Genomic DNA, 18,886 nt, shown 5'->3' with positions numbered 1-18,886 from the left:
ATGTTCAGGAAAGTCCTGATCGCCAATCGCGGCGAGATCGCCTGTCGCGTGATCCGCACCGCACGATCCATGGGGATCAGGACCGTCGCCGTCTATTCGGATGCGGACGCGCGCGCCAAGCATGTCGAACTGGCCGACGAGAAGGTGCGGCTCGGGCCGCCGCCCGCATCCGAATCCTATCTGCTGGCGGATGCGATCCTGCTCGCCGCGCAGGAGACAGGCGCCGATGCCGTCCATCCCGGCTATGGCTTCCTTTCGGAACGGGCGGGCTTCGCGCAGCTGCTGGCGGATAATGGCATCGCCTTCATCGGCCCGCCGCCGCAAGCCATCGCCGCGATGGGCGACAAGATCGAATCGAAGCGGCTCGCCCAGGCCGCTGGAGTCTCGGTCGTCCCCGGCTTCATCGGCGAGATCCGCGACACCGACCATGCGGCCGAGATCGCGGGCGGAATCGGCTATCCGGTAATGATGAAGGCCTCGGCCGGCGGCGGCGGCAAGGGCATGCGGCTGGCCTATGGCGAGAAGGATGTCCACGAGGCCTTCGAATCCGTCCGCCGCGAAAGCCTGTCCAGCTTCGGCGACGACCGCGTCCTGATCGAGAAGTTCATCGAATCCCCGCGCCATATCGAGATCCAGTTGCTCGGCGACCGGCATGGCAACATCGTCTATCTGGGCGAGCGCGAATGTTCGGTGCAGCGCCGTCACCAGAAGGTGGTGGAGGAGGCGCCCTCCCCCTTCGTCACGCCGGAAATGCGCAGGGCAATGGGCGAGCAGGCCGTCCGCCTCGCCCGGGCGGTCGGCTATCATAGCGCGGGCACGGTGGAATTCATCGCGGGCGGGGATCGCAGCTTCTACTTTCTGGAGATGAACACCCGCCTCCAGGTAGAGCATCCCGTGACCGAATATGTCACCGGGCTCGATCTGGTGGAGCAGATGATCCGCATCGCGCATGGCGAGAGGCTGGCCTTCACGCAGGAGGATGTCCGGCTGGACGGATGGGCGATCGAGAGCCGCGTCTATGCCGAGGATCCCTATCGCGGTTTCCTGCCTTCCACGGGCCGGCTCGTCCGCTATCGCCCGCCTGCGCAGATCCCCGGCATCCGCGTCGACGATGGCGTGACCGAAGGATCGGACATCTCGATCTTCTATGATCCGATGATCGCCAAGCTCATCACCCATGGCGACACGCGCGAGGCGGCGATCGACCGGCAGATCGCCGCACTCGATCGTTTCGAGATCGACGGCATCGGCCATAATGTCGATTTCCTCTCCGCACTGATGCAGCATCCGCGCTTCCGCGAGGGCCGGCTCACCACCGGCTTCATCGCCGAGGAATATCCGGAGGGCTTTGCCGGCGCGCCCATGGCCGATGGCCTCACGGCGCGGCTTGCGGCGGTCGCCGGCATCGTCGCGAGCATCGATGCCGGGCGCGCGGCGCATATTGACGGCCGGCTCGACGGCCCGGGGCCGATCCCGGCCGAATGGATCGTCACCATGGACGGCGCCCGGCATCATGTCCTGATCGAGGCGGAAGCGGTGACGGTCGATGGCAGCACCATCGTGGCGGATGCGCCCTATCTGCCTGGCCAGCGGCTGATCGAGGCGACGATCGATGGCGAGCCGCTCGCAATCCGTGTCGAGCGCAAGCGCAGCGGCTGGCGTTTCACGACGCGCGGCGCCTCGCATGAGCTCAGCGTCCTGCCGCCGCATATCGCCGATCTCACGCGGCACATGATCGAGAAGGGACCGCCGGACCTGTCGCGCTTCCTGCTCTGCCCGATGCCGGGCCTGCTCAGCACGATCCATGTCGCGGCAGGCGACAGCGTGGAGGCGGGCCAGCCGCTCGCGGTGGTCGAGGCGATGAAGATGGAGAATATATTGCGCGCCGAAAAGGCGGGCAGGGTGAAGGCGGTCAAGGCCGTCGCCGGCGACAGCCTCTCCGTCGATGCGGTGATCCTCGAATTCGAATGAGGCGAGCCCCGAGGACGGGGCGTCAGGGCTTCCTATTTTCCGCGAGCGCGGCTGCGGCGGCCTTGCCCGCGGGGCTGTCCGGCGCGAGCTTCACCGCCTGCGCCCAGGCGACTTCGGCCGCCTCAGCAGATCCTGCAAGCGCGGCGATATTGCCCGCTTCAAAAGCGACCGCGCCATCATCCGGCGAGAGGCGGACGGCTTCGTCTATATCCTTGCGCGCGCGCGCCAGATCATTCTGCCGGCGCGCGAGCGTCGCGGACAGCAGCCAGGCCATGGGATCGGCGGGCACCAGCGCCAGCGCACGATCGAGATCGGCACGCGCACCCGCCATGTCGCGAAGCGCCACGGCGGCACGGGCGCGATCGAGATGCGCCTCGCCCCGCATCGGCCCGTTCAGCACCGGAAGCGCCAGCCCCCGATCGAGGAAGCCGCGCGCCTTGGCCGGATCGTCCCCCGCCAGCGCGGCATTGCCGGCCTGCACCCAGAGCTGCGCGGCGCGCCCGTCGCGCTGGATTTCGGCGTCGCGCGCCGCCTGCTCGAAGACGATCGCAGCCGGCGCCCAGCGCTCCTGCGCGACATAAGCGAGGCCCAGACATTGGCGCGCGGGCACGCCGCCGCTGCGCAGCCGCCAGTCATCCGCCTCGGCCGCGGCCTGTTTCGGATCGGCCGCGACGAGCTTGGTGCAGGCGTTGAATCGCGCCTCGTCCCCGCCCGGCAGGGTGGCGATGGAAGCGGCGAGGAGGAGCAAGGACGTCATTGCGTTTCCATAAGCTGCGCGACGGTGGCGATCAGGAGGGCGATGTCGCCCTCGCGCGAAAGACGATGATCCCCATTTTTGACGAGGATCGTCTGCACATCGGCTGAACGGAGCGCCCGGCCGAGCCGGAGCGCGATCGAGACGGGCACCACCCTGTCGCCCATGCCGTGCAGCAGGCGCACCGGCCCGTCGAAGGGAATGCCGATGTCGAGCAGCAGATTGGCCTGCCCGCTCTCCCAGAAACCCCGCAGCGTGACCTGCGGTGGGGCACCATCCTCCGCTTCCTCGACCAGCAGGCCGTCGCGCGACAATATTTCGCGCCGCTGCTCGTCGAAACCCCATTCGGTGAAGTCGGGTGCTGCGGCGATTCCGACCAGCGCCTTCACCCGATCCGGCCGGGCGAGCGCCACGAGCAGCATCAGCCAGCCGCCCATGGACGAGCCGACGAGGATCAGCGGCCCAGCGGTAAGCCGATCGATCAGCAGCAGCGCATCGTCGCGCCACCCGTCGATCGTACCTTCGGCAAAGACGCCTTCGCTGACGCCGCAACCGGCATAATCGAGCCGGAGCATCGCCCTGCCCTCACGCTCGGCCCAGGCGGCGACCGCGCTCGCCTTGCCGCCGCTCATGTCGGAGGCATAGCCGGGCAGGAAGACGATGGTCGGCCCCTCCCCCTCGACCAGTTCATAAGCAAGGCGAAGGCCATCCGGGCGGGCGAGGAAATTCGGCATGGGCGCCCTTTATCCCATCCCGCCGCCTGCGTCATTCCATCGCCAAGCCGATGGCGCGCATCATGCACGCCATGCCGCTTCAAACCGGCGCCGCCATGTTCTAGGCCAGGGCCATGGATCTCTATCTGCCGATCGCCGGCCTGTCCGTGAACATGCTCGTGATCGTCGGGCTGGGCGGGCTTGTCGGCGTACTTTCGGGCATGTTCGGCGTGGGCGGCGGATTCCTCACCACGCCGCTGCTGATCTTCTACGGCATCCCGCCTTCGGTCGCGGTCGCCTCCGCCGCGACGCAGATCACGGGGGCGAGCGTTTCGGGCGTGCTCGCACACACGCAGCGGCAGGGCGTGGATTTCCGCATGGGCTGGGTGCTGGTCGCGGGCGGCGCGGTCGGATCCTTCGCCGGCGGCTTCGCCTTCCGCGCGCTGCAGAAGAGCGGCCAGATCGATACGGTGGTCGGCATCCTCTATGTGCTGCTGCTGGGATCGATCGGCATATTGATGGCGCGCGAGGCGGCATCGAGCCTGCGCGCGATCCGCAGCGGCGAACCCGTGAAGGCGCGCGCCAGGCGCCATCTCGCCATCGTCGCGGCGCTTCCCTTTCGCTGGCGCTTCTATCGTTCCGGCCTCTATATCTCCCCCCTCGCCCCCTTGCTGCTCGGTGCGAGCACCGGCCTGCTGACGGTGTTGATGGGGGTCGGCGGCGGATTCCTGCTGGTGCCGGCGATGATCTATGGCCTTGGAATGTCCACCCGCGTGGTGGTCGGCACCTCGCTGTTCCAGATATTGTTCGTCACTGCCGCGACCACGCTCGTCCATGCGACGACCAGCCGGGCGGTGGACATAGTGCTCGCCTGCCTGCTGCTGATCGGCAGCGTCACCGGCGCGCAGTTCGGCGCCCGCTTCGCCCAGACGGTGCGGCCCGAATATCTGCGGCTCATCCTCGCGCTGATCGTGCTGCTCGTGGCGGGACGGATGGCGCTGGGCCTCGGCTGGCGGCCGGACGAGATCTATACGGTGCAGGCGCTTTGAGCCGATTGCTGCTCCTGATCCTCGCGCCGCTGCTGATCAGCGCCGCCAAGCCGAAGCTGGTGCCCGACGTGTCGCAGCGGCGGATCGACATCATCTACAGCTTCACCGGTGCCGAACTGCTGCTGTTCGGCGCGATCCTCTATCCAGGCGGCCGCGTGCCCGACGCGCATGCGGACATAGCGGTCGTGCTCAAGGGGCCGGCCGAACCGGTCGTGGTACGCGAGAAGGCGAAGGTCGCCGGGATCTGGATGAACGTGCGCAGCGCGCGCTTCCGCTCGGTTCCGTCCTTCTACGCGCTCGCGGCATCGCGGCCGATCGAGCGGCTCGTCGACAGGCGCACCGCCGCGATCTACGAGCTCGGCATCGACAATATCCAGCTCTCGCCGGCGAGCGGCGCACCACCCGAGGAGCAGCGCCGCTTCGAGGCGGGCCTGGTCGATCTCAAGCGCCGCTCAGGCCTCTATAGCGAAAGCGCGACCGGCGTGGAGATCACCGACGACGTTCTCTATCGCGCGCGGATCAGCATCCCCGCGCGCGTGCCGACGGGCCGCTATACGGCCGAGACCTTCCTGATCCAGGACGGCCGCGTGCTGGCGGGCGCCACGCGCGAGATCGAGATCGACAAGTCGGGCTTCGAGCGTTTCGTGGCGGTAGCGGCGGAACGCTGGTCGCTGACCTATGGCCTGGTAGCGGTCGCCATCTCGCTGCTGCTCGGCTGGATCGCGGGAATAGCCTTCCGGCGGCTCAAATGAGTTTTGGCTGAACGCACAGAGCCCCCCCTCTGCTCCTGCCTGGAGCGGAGGGAATAGGATCAGCCCTTCTTTTCCGGTTTGGCGTCCTTCGCCTCGGCGCTCTGCACCGCCGCACCCGCGCCGACCCGCACACCCATCAGCCGTGCGAGCGTCGCGCGGAACTTGCGCAGCTCGGCCCCGGCAAGCTGGGCGGCGGTGGTGAACTTGATCGTCCCCGGATTGATCGCGACGCCGTTCTTGTACACCTCATAATGAAGGTGCGGGCCGGTCGAGAGGCCGGTGGAGCCGACATAGCCGATCACCTGCCCCGCCGACACGCGCTGGCCGGCGCGCGCGGCAATTCGGCTCATATGGCCATAGGCGGTGGCGAGCCCGCCGGCATGGGTAAGCTTCACGAAATTGCCATGGCCGCCATGCCAGCCGGCGAAGGCGACCACCCCGTCCGTCGCGGCGACGATCGGCGCGCCGGTGGGGGCGCCATAATCCTGCCCCTTGTGAAAGCGCGAATAGCCGAGCAACGGATGGCGGCGCATGCCGAAGCTGGAGGTGAGCCGGCCGACGACGGGCACGCGCATCAAGCCGCGCGTCTCGCCCACGCCCGACGCCTCGAACCACTGGTCGCGCCCGCCGCTCGTCCATTTGAGCAGGCGCGTCTTGCGGCTGCCCTGATCGAGCCCGGCGAAGAGCAGCTGGCCGATCTCCACCTCGCCCGTCGCGGCACGGCGCTGCTCGACGATGATATCGAAACGATCGCCTGACTTCACGTCGCGGCGGACCGACATGCGCTGGCCCAGCGCGCGGAGATAGGCTTCCACCGCCCCCGCGGGGGCGCCGGCATTGCGCGCCGACTGGAACAGGCTGGAGCCGACCCGGCCCTGGATGCGCAGCGGCGTATTGTCGACCGCGATGGGGATGCGGACGAGGCGCAGCGCGCCGCCCACCCGCTCGACGACGAGCGACAGATCGAACTTGGCACGGAAGGCGAGCCGGTCGAGCGGGCGCGATTCCGATCGGCTGGCGCGACGGCCCAGCGTGAGATTCATGCGCGTGCCCGACTTGATCTCGCCGAGACCGACCGCGCCGGAGACGAGCGAAGCGGCTTCGGCCGCCTGCTTCGCGCCGACACCATTGCGTTCGAGCACCCGGGCGAATCCGTCGCCCCGGCCGAGCGTAGCGTTCACGTCGATCGAAGGGCGTTCGGGCGTATCGGCGAGGCGCTCGACAATGGCGGTAGAAGCCATGCGGCGTCCGCTGTCCGCGCCATAGGCAAGCGGCGAGATCGCCTGAGCACGCGCCTCCTGCCATTGCGCCTCGCGCAGCGGTGCTTCGGCCGGCACGGCGAAAGGCTCGAAGCCCGGTGCCAAGGCGATTGCGGACGCACAGAGCAGGCCGAAGGTGACGAGCCCGCGCAGCCATTCGCGGCTGCCGATGCGCGCGCCGAGATCGACGATGAGATCGAGATCCGAGAGACGATCCAGATGGCGGCGCAGCACGCCCGCGCGATCGACGGCGCGAAAAGAGCCCGTCGCCAGCGACGAATCCCGGCCCAGCGCGACGGCCCCGCCGCCGATGCCGAGCTCATGCTCGTTCCGCAAATACAATATGAGTCTTCCCCGTCCCTTCCGGCCGCGCGATGGCGACAGGCCAAATGACTGTGGATAAAGCGGATCAGAGTCAAACCGATACGGTGCCTTGGGCGAAAATGCTGCGATGAAACGTGGCTTTTGGCCGCTCGGGCGCGGAACCCCGCCAACCCTTGTGTTTCCGGCCAGATGCGCCGATCTTGGTGGCGAGATGTCCCGTTTCGCCGCCCGACCTCTTGTCGCCGTGCTCGGCCCCACCAATACGGGGAAGACCCATCTCGCGATCGAGCGGATGTGCGGCCATTCGAGCGGCATGATCGGCTTTCCGCTGCGCCTGCTGGCGCGCGAAGTCTATGACCGCGTCGTTGCGATCAAGGGGAAGGAATCGGTCGCGCTGATCACGGGCGAGGAGAAGATCCTGCCGGAAAAGGCGCGCTGGTTCCTCTGCACCGCCGAATCGATGCCGCTCGATCGCGAATTCGCCTTCGTCGCGCTGGACGAGGCGCAGCTCGGCGCCGATCCGGAACGCGGCCATGTCTTCACCGATCGGCTGCTGCGCGCCCGCGGCCGGGAGGAGACGATGATCCTCGGCTCCGAGGCGCTCCGCCCGATGCTGAAGACGCTCGCGCCGGACGCGGAGATCATCAACCGGCCGCGCTTCTCGACGCTCAGCTATGCCGGGCCGTCCAAGCTTTCGCGCCTGCCCCCACGCTCGGCAATCGTCGCCTTCTCGGCCGAGGAGGTCTATGCGGTGGCCGAGATGCTGCGCCGGCTGCGCGGCGGCGCGGCGGTGGTGATGGGCGCGCTCAGCCCGCGCACGCGCAACGCCCAGGTGGCGATGTTCCAGGCGGGCGAGGTCGATTATCTCGTCGCGACCGACGCGATCGGCATGGGCCTCAACATGGATGTTGCCCATGTCGCCTTCGCATCGCTCCGCAAGTTCGACGGACGGCGCCAGCGCCGGCTGACGGTGGCCGAAATGGCGCAGATTGCGGGCCGCGCCGGCCGGCATCAGCGCGACGGCAGCTTCGGCACGCTGGCGCTGGAAGGCGCGCGCGCCGCCGCCTTCGAGGAAGAGGAGGTGGAGGCGATCGAAAATCACCTCTTCCCCTCGCTCGACCATCTTCATTGGCGGGAAGGCAAGCCGGACCATGCCAGTATCGACCAGTTGATCGCCGATCTGGAGCGCCGGCCGGAATCGCCCGTGCTGCGCGCCGCACCCCAGGCCATCGATCTCGCCGTGCTCAAGCGGCTCGCCGCCGAGGATTGGGTGCGCGACCGGGCCCGGGAAAACGGGATGGTCCGCCGGCTCTGGGCCGCCTGCGGCCTGCCCGATTTCCGCAAGACCGGCGCGGAGCCGCACAGCCGCCTGGTCGGCCGCCTGTTCCGTCATTTGAGCGAGGGAACGGGCCATCTGCCGGTGCCCTGGTTCGCCGACGGGCTGGCGCGGCTCGATACGGTGCAGGGCGATGTGGAGACGCTCGCCGATCGCATCGCGGCGGTGCGCACATGGGCCTATATCGCGCATCGGCCGGATTGGCTGGCCGATCCCGCCGCCTGGGCCGAACGCACGCGCCTGATCGAGGAGAAGCTGTCCGACGCGCTTCACCAGCGGCTGACCCAACGCTTCGTCGATCGCCGCACTGCCGTGCTGATGCGCGAGATCGGCGCGAAGGGATCGGATGTGCTGCCGGTGAAGGTGGCCGAGGATGGGGTGGTGACGGTGGATGGCGAGCCGATCGGCCATCTGATCGGCTTCCGCTTCAAGGCCGATCCGCGCGCGCGCCATGGCGACATGAAGCGGCTGCTGGCAGCGGCCGAACGACGGCTGGGCACTGAACTTTCGCGGCGGGCGAAAGCGCTGGCGGCGGACGAGGATTCCGCCTTCACGCTTGCAACCGATGCGGATCGGCCGGTGGCCCTGTTCTGGCAAGGCGACGTGGTTGCGCGGCTGGAACGCGGCCGGACGCCGCTCACGCCCCGCATCCGGTTGCATCGTGCGCTGGACGCGCTTCATGCCGCCGATCGCGTCGCCGTGGAGGAACGATTGGCTGCCTGGCTCGAGGCCGGGATCGCCCGCAATCTCGGCCCACTCGTCGAGATTGCTGCGGCGGCGCGCGATCCGGACCGTCCACCGGCGCTCCGCGCGCTCTTCGCGCCGCTCGCCGAATCCGGCGGAGTGATCGAGCGCAAGCTGCTGGAAAGCGCGATCAGCGGGATCGACCGGCCGATGCGGCAGGCCGCGGCCAGGCTGGGGATCAAGATCGGGACGCTGGACCTATATTGCCCCGCCCTCCTCAAGCCCGAGCCGCTACGCTGGCGGCTTGCCCTTGCCGCCGTCCAGGAAGGCGCGGTCATGCCTGCCTTGCCCCCGTCAGGAGCAGCCGCGCTGCCGACGCCGGACGAAGCGCAAGCCTTCGCCGCCTTCCAGCGCGCCGGCTATCGCGCGCTGGGCGCGCAGATGCTGCGCATCGACCTCGTCGAGCGGCTGGCGCGCATCGCCCATGACGCGCGCAGCGGCCGGGCCGCCTTCGCGCCCGATCCCAAATTGGCCACCTCGCTCGGCCTGCGCCCTCCCAGCTTCGCGCAATTGATGCTGGCGCTCGGCTTCCGCCCTGCGGGCGCGGTGGAGGAACGTAGCTGGATATGGCGCGGCAAGAAGCCACAGCAGCGGGCGGCCGTGCCCCGGCCGGGCAACGCCTTCGGCGCGCTGGCCGCGCTGCGTCGCTGATGCGGCTCGACAAATATTTGTGGTTCGTGCGCCTCGCCAAGACGCGCACGCTTGCCCAGCAGATCGCCGAGGCCGGCCATATGCGGATCGACGGCCGGGTGATCGATCGGGCGCATGCCACCGTCCGCATCGGCAATGTGCTAAGCTTTCCCTTGCACGGCCATGTCCGCGTGATCCGGATCGAGGCGCTGCCGTCGCGGCGCGGCCCGGCATCGGAGGCGCAGGCCTGCTACACCGATCTTTCGCCGCCCCTCCCGAAAGCGCAAGCCGATCCCCATCTCGGTCCCGATGTTGACGTAGCGGACGGTGCGCCATAGACGGCGCCCCGCGCTAATCTTTGGAACGGGGCCGCAATCCCCTTCTGGGAGCTTCATTCCATGACCTACGTCGTCACTGATGCCTGCATCCGCTGCAAGTATATGGATTGCGTCGAAGTCTGTCCGGTGGACTGCTTCTACGAAGGCGAGAACATGCTCGTCATCAATCCCAGCGAATGTATCGACTGCGGCGTCTGCGAACCGGAATGCCCGGCCGAAGCCATCCTGCCCGACACGGAAAACGGGCTGGAGAAGTGGATCGAGCTCAACAACACCTTCGCCAACCAGTGGCCGAACATCACCCGCAAGCGCGAAGCGCCGGCGGATGCGGACGAGTGGAAGAATGTGAAGGACAAGTTCGACACGCATTTCTCGCCCGAACCCGGCCAGGGCGACTGATCCGATCGCGAGGCGGCGGCGGACAGTTTTTGCCGCGCTTCGGGTGGCCCGTGCCGCCGCCTCGACGAATCCGTAGATTTCGTGCTGGGCATGCTCGCACGGAAATGGCAGCATCCATGACAGGATCGGGATGTTGTGCGCCCGGAAAGCTGGCATTTGCGCCTGAAAACTGTTATATGACCCTGCATCGAAGCGGATGCCGGTCGCATCCGCCGTCAGGAATCGGAGAATCGGCCGCTGGGTTCCGCTGTCCGGCCACGCCTGCCTAGGTGCGGACCAGACAGGGTTCAGCGGCTTCTCGCAGAAAGGTGTGAATAAATGGCTGCAAAGGCGCTGAGCTTCGTTGTCGGCGATTACGTGGTTTATCCCAAGCATGGGGTAGGCAAGGTGATCGAACTGCAAAGCCAGGAAATCGCCGGGGCCAAACTCGAGCTTTATGTGCTGCGCTTCGAAAAGGAGCGGATGACGCTCCGCGTGCCGACCAACAAGGCTGAAGCCGTCGGCATGCGCAAGCTGTCCTCGAACGTGACGATGAGCGAAGCGCTCGCCACGCTCAAGGGCAAGCCCAAGGTGAAGCGCACCATGTGGTCGCGCCGCGCGCAGGAATATGAAGCGAAGATCAACAGCGGCGATCTCGTTTCCATCTCGGAAGTGGTCCGTGATCTTTTCCGCGCCGACGATCAGCCCGAGCAGAGCTATTCGGAACGGCAGATCTTCGAAGCCGCGACCAGCCGGCTCGCCCGCGAGCTTGCCGCGATGGAAGCGGTCGACGAGCCCACCGCACAGCAGAAGATCCTCGATATCCTCCGCGCCGCGGCGGCCATTCACAACAAGTGACGGCCCGATCCGGGTGACAGAAAGGGCGGTCCCGCCGGGGCCGCCCTTTCTCTTTGCGCCCATTTCCCTTTGCGGACGGAGCGATCGGGAGCCACGCCAAGGGATTGCAGCTGGCCCTTCGCAAGCGTATTATATAAATAATACAGCCAAGGAGAAACGCCCGTGCGTCCCCTCATCCTGTCCGTGCTCCTGCTCGCCGCCTGGTCGACCGGCGCCTCCGCCGCGACCCGAAGCTTCGCTCCGGCCTCCTTCGACAGAATAGAGGTGACCGGCCCTTTCACCGTGGACGTGCGCACCGGCCCCGCTCCTTCGGCTCATGCCATAGGCAGCGACAAGGCGCTGGATCGTCTCGTGGTGGAAGTACGTGGCAGGACGCTGCTGGTCAGCGCCAAGCGCGACGATTGGGGCAATTGGATCGGCCTGAACGGTGGAGATCTCGGCAAGGTCGTGGTCCATGTCACCACGCCGGCGCTGCATGCCGCAGCACTTACCGGATCGGGCGATCTCACGGTCGATCGCGTCAGGGCGCCCCGCTTCAATCTCTCGCTCACCGGATCGGGCGACGTCGCCATCGGGGCGCTCAATAGCGGAAGGCTGGATGTCAGCGTCACCGGATCGGGAAATGCGCGCGTTGCCGGGCGCGCCCAGAAGCTCCGTCTCGCGCTTCAGGGATCGGGCGATATCGATGCGGCGAAGCTTGCCGCCGCCGATGCCGAGGTGAATGTCGCGGGCTCCGGCGATGCCGTCCTCAACGCATCGCGCACCGCCACCGTATCGCTCATGGGATCGGGCGACGTGAGAATCGGCGGCAAGGCACGCTGCACCGTCAACAAGCACGGATCCGGCGACGTGACCTGCGGGGGCTAGATCCGCGTCAGATCAGCGCCAGCGCCGAAAGCTCGCTGATCAGGCGCGGCGGCATGACGGAAAGATCGTCCTCGCCGCCGTCCAGATCGGCGGGCGCATCCTCCCCCTTCAGATAGCGCCAACCCTGATGCGCGCGCTTGGGGCGAGCGCGGACGGGCATGAGCCGCGATTCGAGGCGGATGATGCAATGGCCGCCCTCATCCTCGGCAAAGCCGATGATCCGCTGCCGCACGACCAGCCGATGCTTGATGATCCAGTAGAGCGAGCCGCCGATCAGCTCGTCCGCGCGCTTGGGCTTGTATCGCGTATGGACGGGCGCCTCGCCATTGACGCTGCGCCCCTCGATGCGGGCGCGCAGCGCGTCGACGTCGGCACAGCCGACCGCCACCTTGGTGATGTGGAGCGGATGCATCGCCGCCGATTTGGGCACCGCGCGCCTCCCGTCAAGATCAGCCGGCGAGCCCCGCCAGCGTGGCTAGGCCGAGGAAGGCGAGAAAGCCCATCGAATCGGTCACCATCGTGACGAAGACGGAGGAGGAGACGGCCGGATCGACATCCATCCGATCGAGCGTCACGGGCACGAGCACGCCGGCCAGCCCCGCCACCAGGATGTTCGTCATCATCGCCGCCGCGATCACCGCGCCAAGCGCGCCATTGCCGAAAACGAGCGCAACGCCGGAGCCGATCACCGCGGCGATCGTCGATCCATTGAGCAGCGCGATACGGATCTCGCGCATGATGGAGCGGACGGTATTCGCCTGGGTGAGCTTGTTGGTCGCGATCGCGCGCACCGTGACGGCCATGGTCTGCGTGCCGGCATTGCCGCCCACGCCCGCAACGATCGGCATCAGCGTGGCGAGCGCCACCATGCGCGCGATCGTCCCTTCGAACAGGCCGATGATCGTGGAGGCGACGAGCGCCGTGCCGAGATTGGCGATCAACCAGCGCACGCGGCTGCGATAGCTGTCCAGCACCGGCTCGTTGATGTCGCCGTCGCCCGCACCGGAAAGGCGGAGGATATCCTCGCCGGCCTCTTCCTGGATGATGTGGACGATGTCGTCGACGGTGATCATGCCGACCAGCCGGCCGTTCGGATCGACCACTGCCGCCGAGATCAGCCCATATTTCTGGAAGCGGAGCGCCACTTCCTCCTGATCCATGTCGACCGGGATCAATGTCTGCTCACGCTGCATCACGTCGCTGACGGCGATGTTGCGCGGGGTGCGCAGGATCCAGCTCAGCTTGCAGGTGCCGACAGGATGATGGCCGGCATCGACGACGAAGATTTCCCAGAAGTCGGTGGTGAGATCCTCGTTACGACGCAGATAGTCGAGCACGTCGCCGACGGCCCAATGTTCGGGCACCGCGATCAGGTCGCGCTGCATCAGGCGGCCGGCGGATTCCTCCGGATAGGACAGCGCCTCCTCGATCGCGGCGCGATCGTCCGGCTCCATGGCGCGGAGCACGGCGCGCTGCTCGTCCTCCCCCATATCCTCGATGATCGCGACGGCGTCATCGGTATCGAGCTGGGTGGCGATTTCCGCGACCTCATGGGGCGCGAGCGCCTCCATCAGCTCCTCGCGCACCCAGTCGTTCATCTCGGCAAGCACGTCGCCGCCAAGCAGATCGGCCAGCGCCGCGGCAAGCGGGCGGCGCGATTCGGAGGGCGCCAGCTCGAACAGGACGGCAATATCGGCGGGGTGCAGCGGGGCGACCAGCGCGCGCGCCGCATCCGCCTCACCCCGCTCGACATGATCGATCACCGCGCGCACGAATTCGGGCGTCAGCCGGTCATCCTGGTCATGGCTCGGCTCGGCGGCGGCATCGGCGGGCGTATCGATCCTGATCTCGCTCATGCGCCTCCACCCCGGCCGGACATCATCCGGCCATTTTGAACCAAATCCCGCTTAGGCCGCCAATTGTCTCCTGTCAGCCCTTGCCGCCCGATCGCAGCGACAAGATAGGGCTGGCGGAGGCGATGGCCGCTGCCTAGTTACGCACCGAATTTCGTCACCCCCGGCCACCGCCGGAATGACGGCTCACCAGAGGAGATTTCGAATGGCCGACGATCCCGAAAACACGCTGATCCTGACCGTCGACAGCGGCGATGTCGTCATCCGCCTGCGGCCCGACCTGGCGCCCAACCATGTCGCGCGCATCAAGGAGCTGGCGCGCGAAGGCTTTTACGACGGCGTGGTCTTCCATCGCGTGATCGCGGGCTTCATGGCGCAGGGCGGCGATCCCACCGGCACCGGCATGGGCGGATCGAAGAAGCCCGACCTCAAGGCCGAATTCTCGTCCGAGCCGCACGTCCGCGGCGTCTGCTCGATGGCGCGCAGCTCCAACCCGAACAGCGCCAACAGCCAGTTCTTCATCTGCTTCGACGACGCCACATTCCTCGACCGCCAATATACGGTGTGGGGCCAGGTCGTCTCCGGCATGGAGCATATCGATGCGCTGCCCAAGGGCGAGCCGCCGCGCGTGCCGGGCAAGATCATCTCCGCGAAGGTCGCCGCGGACGCCTGATCCCTCGGGCGCCCGGCCCCGGGGCCGGGCGCCCTCCTCACATCGCGAGCGTGCTGAACAGCCAGTCGTGGAAGATGCGCACGGCGCGGTTGGACAAGGCGGTGCGGCGGCAGGCGAACCAATAGCTGTAGCTGCTGTCGACATCATAATCGAACAGGTTCACCAGCCTCGCATCCTGCGATCCGGTGATATGTTCGTCGAGCAGGAAGGCGACGCCGAGCCCCTGCGCCGCGGCATCCAGCATCAGATGCCCCGAATCGAAATGATCGACCGCCGCCGGCTCGAGATCCGGAAGGCCGATCGCCGTCTTCCAGTTGACGAACGTCTCCGGCATGTCGCGATGAAGGAAGATCGTCATCCGCTGGAGATGTTCCGGCTTCGTCACCGGAAAACGCCCCTCCAGCAACGAGCGCGCGCCGATCGCCGCGACGGTGCTCCGCGCCAGCCGGCGGGAATAGAGGCTGGTGTCGACATCGCGAGCGAGCACGATCGCGGCGTCGATCCCCTCCCCCAACCGGGCGAGGCCATGGGGCGCGGTATCGATATCGATATGCAGTTCGGGATGGGCGATGCGCAGATCGGGCATATGGCCCATCAGCCGCTGCGAGGCGAAAAGCGGAGGCACTTTGAGGCGCAGACGCAGATGTTCGCCTTCCCCCGTCGTCGCATCGATCGCAACCGCCAGCGCATCGAGCGCGGGCGCGATCCGGCCGAGCAGCAATTCCCCCTCGCTGTTCAGGATCATGGCCTGATGTCGCCGCTCGAACAGCGGCCGGCCGATGAAGCGTTCGAGCGCCTGGACCCGGCGGCTGAGCGCGGGCGACGAAAGGGCAAGTTCCTCGGCAGCGGCCTTCACCGAGCCGAGGCGCGCTACCTGCACAAAGGCCTCAACGGCCGTTAGCGGGGGCAGCCGACGCAAAATGCTTCTCCCTAGGCAGGCGCTTCTTTTGTGCGCCGCAACATATCCCATATTCCATAATGCCAAAGCACCATGCAGGCAAAAGGCTTAGCGCAAGATTGCACATTATGCAATCGCATGATTGCCGTTCGCAATTGCACAATCACTGCCCGAGAGCCAGAAGGATCGGGCCTTTCAGGCATCCTCTCCTAAGACTTCGGGTCGATCTTTCGGGATCGGCCCGTTTTTTTATACCTTGTTGGGATCGAAACCCGACGACCGCCCCTTATGTCTACTTCGTCGAAGCGGAGGACGATGATGGCGGACGGGGAAAATGGACGACGGCTGCAGGTAGCGAATGCCCGGCCGGATGATTCCGGACGGGGCCTGGCCCGACTTTCACGCGCGACGATGGGCGCGCTCGGCCTCAACGAAGGCGATGTCGTGGAGATTGTGGGCAAGCGTGCCACGCCGGCGCGCGCCGTCCTGCCCTATCCCGAGGACGAAGGGTTGGAGATATTGCGGCTCGACGGCCTGCAACGCGCCAATGCCGGCGTCGGATCGGGCGATTTCGTGGAGGTGCGCCGCGCCGCCTCGCAACCCGCGCAGCGCGTGATATTCGCGCCGGCACAGCAGAATCTGCGCCTGCAGGGATCGGGCGCGGCGCTGAAGCGCAGCTTCGGATTGCGGCCGCTGACCGCAGGCGACATCGTCGCGACGGCCGGGCAGCAGCGCGTCGACCATGGCGAAATGCCGCCGCAGCTTCGCCAGATGCTCAACGCGCCGGCCTATGCGCTGCAGGAAATCCGCCTGACCGTGGTGAGCACCACGCCCAAGGGCATCGTCCATATCGATGCCGACACCGAAGTGGAGCTGCGCCCCGAATATGTCGAGCCCAAGGAAGCGCGTCGCGCCGACGTCACCTATGACGACATAGGCGGGCTCGGATCGACGATCGACCAGGTGCGCGAGATGGTGGAGCTGCCGCTGCGCTATCCCGAACTGTTCCAGCGGCTGGGCGTCGATCCGCCCAAGGGCGTGCTGCTCCATGGCCCGCCCGGCACGGGCAAGACGCGGCTCGCCCGCGCCGTCGCGAATGAGAGCCATGCCGAATTCTTCCACATCGCCGGGCCGGAAATCATGGGATCGGCTTATGGCGAGAGCGAGAAGCGGCTGCGCGAGATATTCGAGGAGGCGGGCAAGGCCGCGCCCTCGATCATCTTCATCGACGAGATCGATTCGATCGCGCCGAAGCGCGGGCAAGTGACCGGCGAGGCGGAAAAGCGGCTGGTGGCGCAACTCCTGACGCTGATGGATGGGCTCGAATCGCGCCAGAATACCGTCGTCATCGCGGCGACCAACCGCCCCGAGGCGATCGACGAGGCGCTGCGCCGGCCGGGTCGCTTCGATCGGGAGATCGTGATCGGCGTGCCGGACGAGCGCGGCCGGCGCGAGATATTGGGCATTCACACGCGCGGCATGCCGCTCGGCGACAAGGTCGACCTCGCGGAACTCGCGCGGACCACCTACGGCTTTGTCGGCGCGGACCTCGCCGCGCTCACTCGCGAGGCAGCGATCGAGGCGGTGCGGCGGATCATGCCCAGGCTGAACCTGGAGGAGAAGACCATACCGCCCGACGTGCTCGACACGCTTTCGGTGACGCGCGAGGATTTTCTGGAAGCGCTCAAGCGCGTCCAGCCTTCCGCGATGCGCGAGGTGATGGTCCAGGCGCCCAATGTCCGCTGGGACGATGTGGGCGGGCTCGACGTCGCGCGCGAGCGGCTGCGCGAGGGAATCGAGCTGCCACTGAAGGATCCGGACGCGTTCCGCCGGCTGGGCATCCGCCCGGCCAAGGGCTTCCTGCTGTTCGGGCCGCCCGGCACGGGCAAGACGCTGCTGGCCAAGGCGGCGGCGCGCGAGGCGGAAGCCAATTTCATCGCCACCAAATCGAGCGACCTCCTGTCCAAATGGTATGGCGAGAGCGAGCAGCAGATCGCCCGGCTGTTCGCCCGCGCACGGCAGGTGGCGCCGACCGTGATCTTCATCGACGAGCTCGATTCGCTGGTGCCTGCCCGTGGTGGCGGCATGGGCGAGCCACAGGTGACCGAACGGGTGGTGAACACCATCCTCGCGGAGATGGACGGGCTGGAGGAGCTGCAGTCGGTGGTCGTGATCGGCGCGACCAACCGGCCCAATCTGATCGATCCGGCGCTGCTGAGGCCCGGCCGGTTCGACGAGCTGGTCTATGTTTCCGTGCCCGACATGGGCGGGCGGCGGCGGATCCTGGCGATCCACACCGAATCGATGCCGCTGGCAAGCGATGTCGATCTCGACCGGATGGCCGAGCTCACCGAGCGGTTCACCGGCGCGGACCTGGAGGATCTGGTCCGCCGCGCCGGCCTGTTCGCGCTGCGCGAGTCGCTTTCGGCCAAGCAGGTGACGGCTGCGCATTTCGAGCATGCGCTGGAGGAGACCCGCGCCAGCGTGACGCCCGAAATGGAGCGCGAATATGAGCAGATGGCGGCGAAGCTGAAGCAGGACGCGCTCGCGATCGAGCCGATCGGCTTCATCGCGCCCGGCATGCTCAATCCGCGCGGACCCAAGGGCTGAGCCCGGCCATATGAGAAATGCACCGGGGAAATGGCGTGGAAACGCGCCTTCGGGCGGACGGCCTGCCCGCTCATTCCCCCGTGGATCCGGTTCGTCCCGGCGCGAAGAAGGGAAGGATCGGGCCACCCGCCGCGTCATGGCGATGCGACATGCCATCGCGGTCCCGAACGCGTCGGAACGCCTGCGCGCTTGCCTTTGCCGCCCGCATTTGCGAACGGGAGGCTCGTTTTTTCAGCTCGATAGGGAGCCGACATGAGTTCATCTTCTGCGGACCGCGCACTGGAATCGGCGGACGCGCGCCGCCGCGCCGCCAATATCGGTCCGCTCGGAATGTTCTTCCGAGGTTTCCTCAAGCATCCGGTGATGGTCGGATCGGTGATCCCCTCCTCGGGCAAGCTGATCGATCGCATGCTTTCGCGGGTCGATTGGGCCAACACCAAGGTCTTCGTCGAATATGGCCCGGGCGTCGGCACCTTCTGCCAGCCGATACTGGACCGGATGGCGCCGGATGCGACGCTGATCGCGATCGATACCAATGCCGATTTCGTCGACTATCTGCGGCGGCGGATCGTCGATTCGCGTTTCCGGCCGGTCCATGGCTCGGCGGCGGACGTGGGTGCGATCCTCGCCGAACATGGCCATGAGGCGGCGGACTATATCCTGTCCGGTCTGCCCTTCTCGACGCTGCCACCGGGCGTAGGCCCGGCCATCGCGCGTGAGACGCAAGCCGCGCTCAAGACTGGCGGCGCCTTCCTGGTCTATCAATTCTCGCCGAAGGTGCGCGATTTCCTGGTGCCGCATTTCCCGCGGATCGACCATGAGTTCGAGCTGATCAACATCCCGCCCGCCCAGCTCTACTGGGCCTGGAAGGACTAAGAG

17 protein-coding genes are annotated in these 18,886 nt (G+C 67.1%); 11 read left to right on the top strand and 6 right to left on the bottom strand.

From position 1 onward, the window contains the following. On the top strand, window positions 1-1,971 hold the full coding sequence (locus CLG96_RS10030; RefSeq protein ID WP_107967753.1) for an acetyl-CoA carboxylase biotin carboxylase subunit: 1,971 nt from the start codon (window positions 1-3) through the stop codon (window positions 1,969-1,971). Between the two features lie 22 nt (window positions 1,972-1,993). On the opposite strand, the gene CLG96_RS10025 is transcribed toward CLG96_RS10030, so the two are convergent. Together CLG96_RS10025 and CLG96_RS10020 are read right to left on the bottom strand one after the other, a co-directional pair. Then, window positions 1,994-2,728, bottom strand: a complete 735-nt coding sequence (locus CLG96_RS10025) for a tetratricopeptide repeat protein (protein ID WP_107967752.1) — start codon at window positions 2,726-2,728, stop codon at window positions 1,994-1,996. Continuing rightward, window positions 2,725-3,459: an alpha/beta fold hydrolase gene (locus CLG96_RS10020; RefSeq protein WP_107967751.1), complete on the bottom strand. Its 735-nt coding sequence runs from the start codon at window positions 3,457-3,459 to the stop codon at window positions 2,725-2,727. The genes CLG96_RS10025 and CLG96_RS10020 overlap by 4 nt, the downstream gene beginning before the upstream one ends. 113 nt (window positions 3,460-3,572) lie before the next feature. Between CLG96_RS10020 and CLG96_RS10015 the strand changes: the two genes are divergently transcribed. Together CLG96_RS10015 and CLG96_RS10010 are read left to right on the top strand one after the other, a co-directional pair. After that, window positions 3,573-4,487, top strand: coding sequence for a sulfite exporter TauE/SafE family protein (locus CLG96_RS10015; RefSeq protein WP_107967750.1), 915 nt, complete (start codon window positions 3,573-3,575; stop codon window positions 4,485-4,487). Continuing rightward, on the top strand, window positions 4,484-5,239 hold the full coding sequence (locus CLG96_RS10010) for a TIGR02186 family protein (protein ID WP_107967749.1): 756 nt from the start codon (window positions 4,484-4,486) through the stop codon (window positions 5,237-5,239). Before CLG96_RS10015 ends, CLG96_RS10010 begins: the two co-directional genes overlap by 4 nt. A 59-nt stretch (window positions 5,240-5,298) precedes the next feature. Here the strand turns inward: CLG96_RS10010 and CLG96_RS10005 are convergent, their stop codons facing one another. Further along, window positions 5,299-6,840 carry a M23 family metallopeptidase gene (locus CLG96_RS10005; RefSeq protein ID WP_107967748.1) on the bottom strand — a complete coding sequence of 514 codons (1,542 nt, stop codon included), beginning with the start codon at window positions 6,838-6,840 and terminating at the stop codon, window positions 5,299-5,301. A gap of 193 nt (window positions 6,841-7,033) precedes the next feature. Between CLG96_RS10005 and CLG96_RS10000 the strand changes: the two genes are divergently transcribed. From CLG96_RS10000 to CLG96_RS09980, 5 genes are all read left to right on the top strand, one after another. Next, a complete protein-coding gene (locus CLG96_RS10000) occupies window positions 7,034-9,553 on the top strand; it encodes a helicase-related protein (RefSeq protein WP_107967747.1) in 2,520 nt (839 codons plus the stop codon). Continuing rightward, window positions 9,553-9,870, top strand: a complete 318-nt coding sequence (locus CLG96_RS09995; protein WP_107967746.1) for an RNA-binding S4 domain-containing protein — start codon at window positions 9,553-9,555, stop codon at window positions 9,868-9,870. Before CLG96_RS10000 ends, CLG96_RS09995 begins: the two co-directional genes overlap by 1 nt. Before the next feature lie 60 nt (window positions 9,871-9,930). After that, window positions 9,931-10,269 (top strand): ferredoxin FdxA, encoded by a 339-nt coding sequence (gene fdxA, locus CLG96_RS09990; RefSeq protein ID WP_107967745.1) that lies wholly within the window; start codon window positions 9,931-9,933, stop codon window positions 10,267-10,269. 318 nt (window positions 10,270-10,587) lie between these two features. Next, window positions 10,588-11,106 carry a CarD family transcriptional regulator gene (locus tag CLG96_RS09985; RefSeq protein WP_107967744.1) on the top strand — a complete coding sequence of 173 codons (519 nt, stop codon included), beginning with the start codon at window positions 10,588-10,590 and terminating at the stop codon, window positions 11,104-11,106. 162 nt (window positions 11,107-11,268) lie between these two features. After that, window positions 11,269-11,973 carry a head GIN domain-containing protein gene (locus tag CLG96_RS09980; protein WP_107967743.1) on the top strand — a complete coding sequence of 235 codons (705 nt, stop codon included), beginning with the start codon at window positions 11,269-11,271 and terminating at the stop codon, window positions 11,971-11,973. 7 nt (window positions 11,974-11,980) lie between these two features. Here the strand turns inward: CLG96_RS09980 and CLG96_RS09975 are convergent, their stop codons facing one another. After that, window positions 11,981-12,385 carry a DUF1489 family protein gene (locus CLG96_RS09975; protein ID WP_107968068.1) on the bottom strand — a complete coding sequence of 135 codons (405 nt, stop codon included), beginning with the start codon at window positions 12,383-12,385 and terminating at the stop codon, window positions 11,981-11,983. Between the two features lie 37 nt (window positions 12,386-12,422). Continuing rightward, the gene (gene mgtE / locus CLG96_RS09970; protein WP_107967742.1) at window positions 12,423-13,829 is read right to left on the bottom strand and encodes a magnesium transporter; all 1,407 of its coding nucleotides are present in this window, start codon (window positions 13,827-13,829) and stop codon (window positions 12,423-12,425) included. Between the two features lie 202 nt (window positions 13,830-14,031). Between mgtE and CLG96_RS09965 the strand changes: the two genes are divergently transcribed. Further along, a complete protein-coding gene (locus CLG96_RS09965) occupies window positions 14,032-14,499 on the top strand; it encodes a peptidylprolyl isomerase (RefSeq protein WP_107967741.1) in 468 nt (155 codons plus the stop codon). 37 nt (window positions 14,500-14,536) lie between these two features. Here CLG96_RS09965 and CLG96_RS09960 read toward each other — a convergent pair whose 3' ends face one another. After that, window positions 14,537-15,418 carry a LysR substrate-binding domain-containing protein gene (locus CLG96_RS09960; protein WP_207796658.1) on the bottom strand — a complete coding sequence of 294 codons (882 nt, stop codon included), beginning with the start codon at window positions 15,416-15,418 and terminating at the stop codon, window positions 14,537-14,539. A 297-nt stretch (window positions 15,419-15,715) separates the two neighbouring features. Between CLG96_RS09960 and CLG96_RS09955 the strand changes: the two genes are divergently transcribed. Both CLG96_RS09955 and CLG96_RS09950 read left to right on the top strand, forming a co-directional pair. Then, window positions 15,716-18,007 carry a CDC48 family AAA ATPase gene (locus CLG96_RS09955; RefSeq protein ID WP_107968064.1) on the top strand — a complete coding sequence of 764 codons (2,292 nt, stop codon included), beginning with the start codon at window positions 15,716-15,718 and terminating at the stop codon, window positions 18,005-18,007. A 252-nt stretch (window positions 18,008-18,259) separates the two neighbouring features. Beyond that, complete coding sequence (locus CLG96_RS09950; RefSeq protein WP_107967740.1) at window positions 18,260-18,883, top strand: class I SAM-dependent methyltransferase; 624 nt, start codon at window positions 18,260-18,262, stop codon at window positions 18,881-18,883. The last annotated feature ends 3 nt before the right edge of the window (window positions 18,884-18,886 follow it).

Source organism: Sphingomonas oleivorans (genome assembly GCF_003050615.1).
GTDB classification, from domain to species: domain Bacteria; phylum Pseudomonadota; class Alphaproteobacteria; order Sphingomonadales; family Sphingomonadaceae; genus Sphingomonas_H; species Sphingomonas_H oleivorans.
The sequence above is the reverse complement of the archived record's forward strand: the minus strand, read 5'-3'. Positions and strand labels throughout refer to the sequence as shown.

Excerpts from the sequence above, each read along its gene's own strand:
- CLG96_RS10030 (WP_107967753.1), top strand. The coding sequence starts at position 1 with ATGTTCAGGAAAGTCCTGATCGCCAATCGCGGCGAGATCGCCTGTCGC.
- CLG96_RS10025 (WP_107967752.1), bottom strand. The coding sequence starts at position 2,728 with ATGACGTCCTTGCTCCTCCTCGCCGCTTCCATCGCCACCCTGCCGGGC.
- CLG96_RS10020 (WP_107967751.1), bottom strand. The coding sequence starts at position 3,459 with ATGCCGAATTTCCTCGCCCGCCCGGATGGCCTTCGCCTTGCTTATGAA.
- CLG96_RS10015 (WP_107967750.1), top strand. The coding sequence starts at position 3,573 with ATGGATCTCTATCTGCCGATCGCCGGCCTGTCCGTGAACATGCTCGTG.
- CLG96_RS10000 (WP_107967747.1), top strand. The coding sequence starts at position 7,034 with ATGTCCCGTTTCGCCGCCCGACCTCTTGTCGCCGTGCTCGGCCCCACC.
- CLG96_RS09995 (WP_107967746.1), top strand. The coding sequence starts at position 9,553 with ATGCGGCTCGACAAATATTTGTGGTTCGTGCGCCTCGCCAAGACGCGC.
- fdxA (WP_107967745.1), top strand. The coding sequence starts at position 9,931 with ATGACCTACGTCGTCACTGATGCCTGCATCCGCTGCAAGTATATGGAT.
- CLG96_RS09985 (WP_107967744.1), top strand. The coding sequence starts at position 10,588 with ATGGCTGCAAAGGCGCTGAGCTTCGTTGTCGGCGATTACGTGGTTTAT.
- CLG96_RS09975 (WP_107968068.1), bottom strand. The coding sequence starts at position 12,385 with ATGCATCCGCTCCACATCACCAAGGTGGCGGTCGGCTGTGCCGACGTC.
- mgtE (WP_107967742.1), bottom strand. The coding sequence starts at position 13,829 with ATGAGCGAGATCAGGATCGATACGCCCGCCGATGCCGCCGCCGAGCCG.
- CLG96_RS09965 (WP_107967741.1), top strand. The coding sequence starts at position 14,032 with ATGGCCGACGATCCCGAAAACACGCTGATCCTGACCGTCGACAGCGGC.
- CLG96_RS09955 (WP_107968064.1), top strand. The coding sequence starts at position 15,716 with ATGGCGGACGGGGAAAATGGACGACGGCTGCAGGTAGCGAATGCCCGG.
- CLG96_RS09950 (WP_107967740.1), top strand. The coding sequence starts at position 18,260 with ATGAGTTCATCTTCTGCGGACCGCGCACTGGAATCGGCGGACGCGCGC.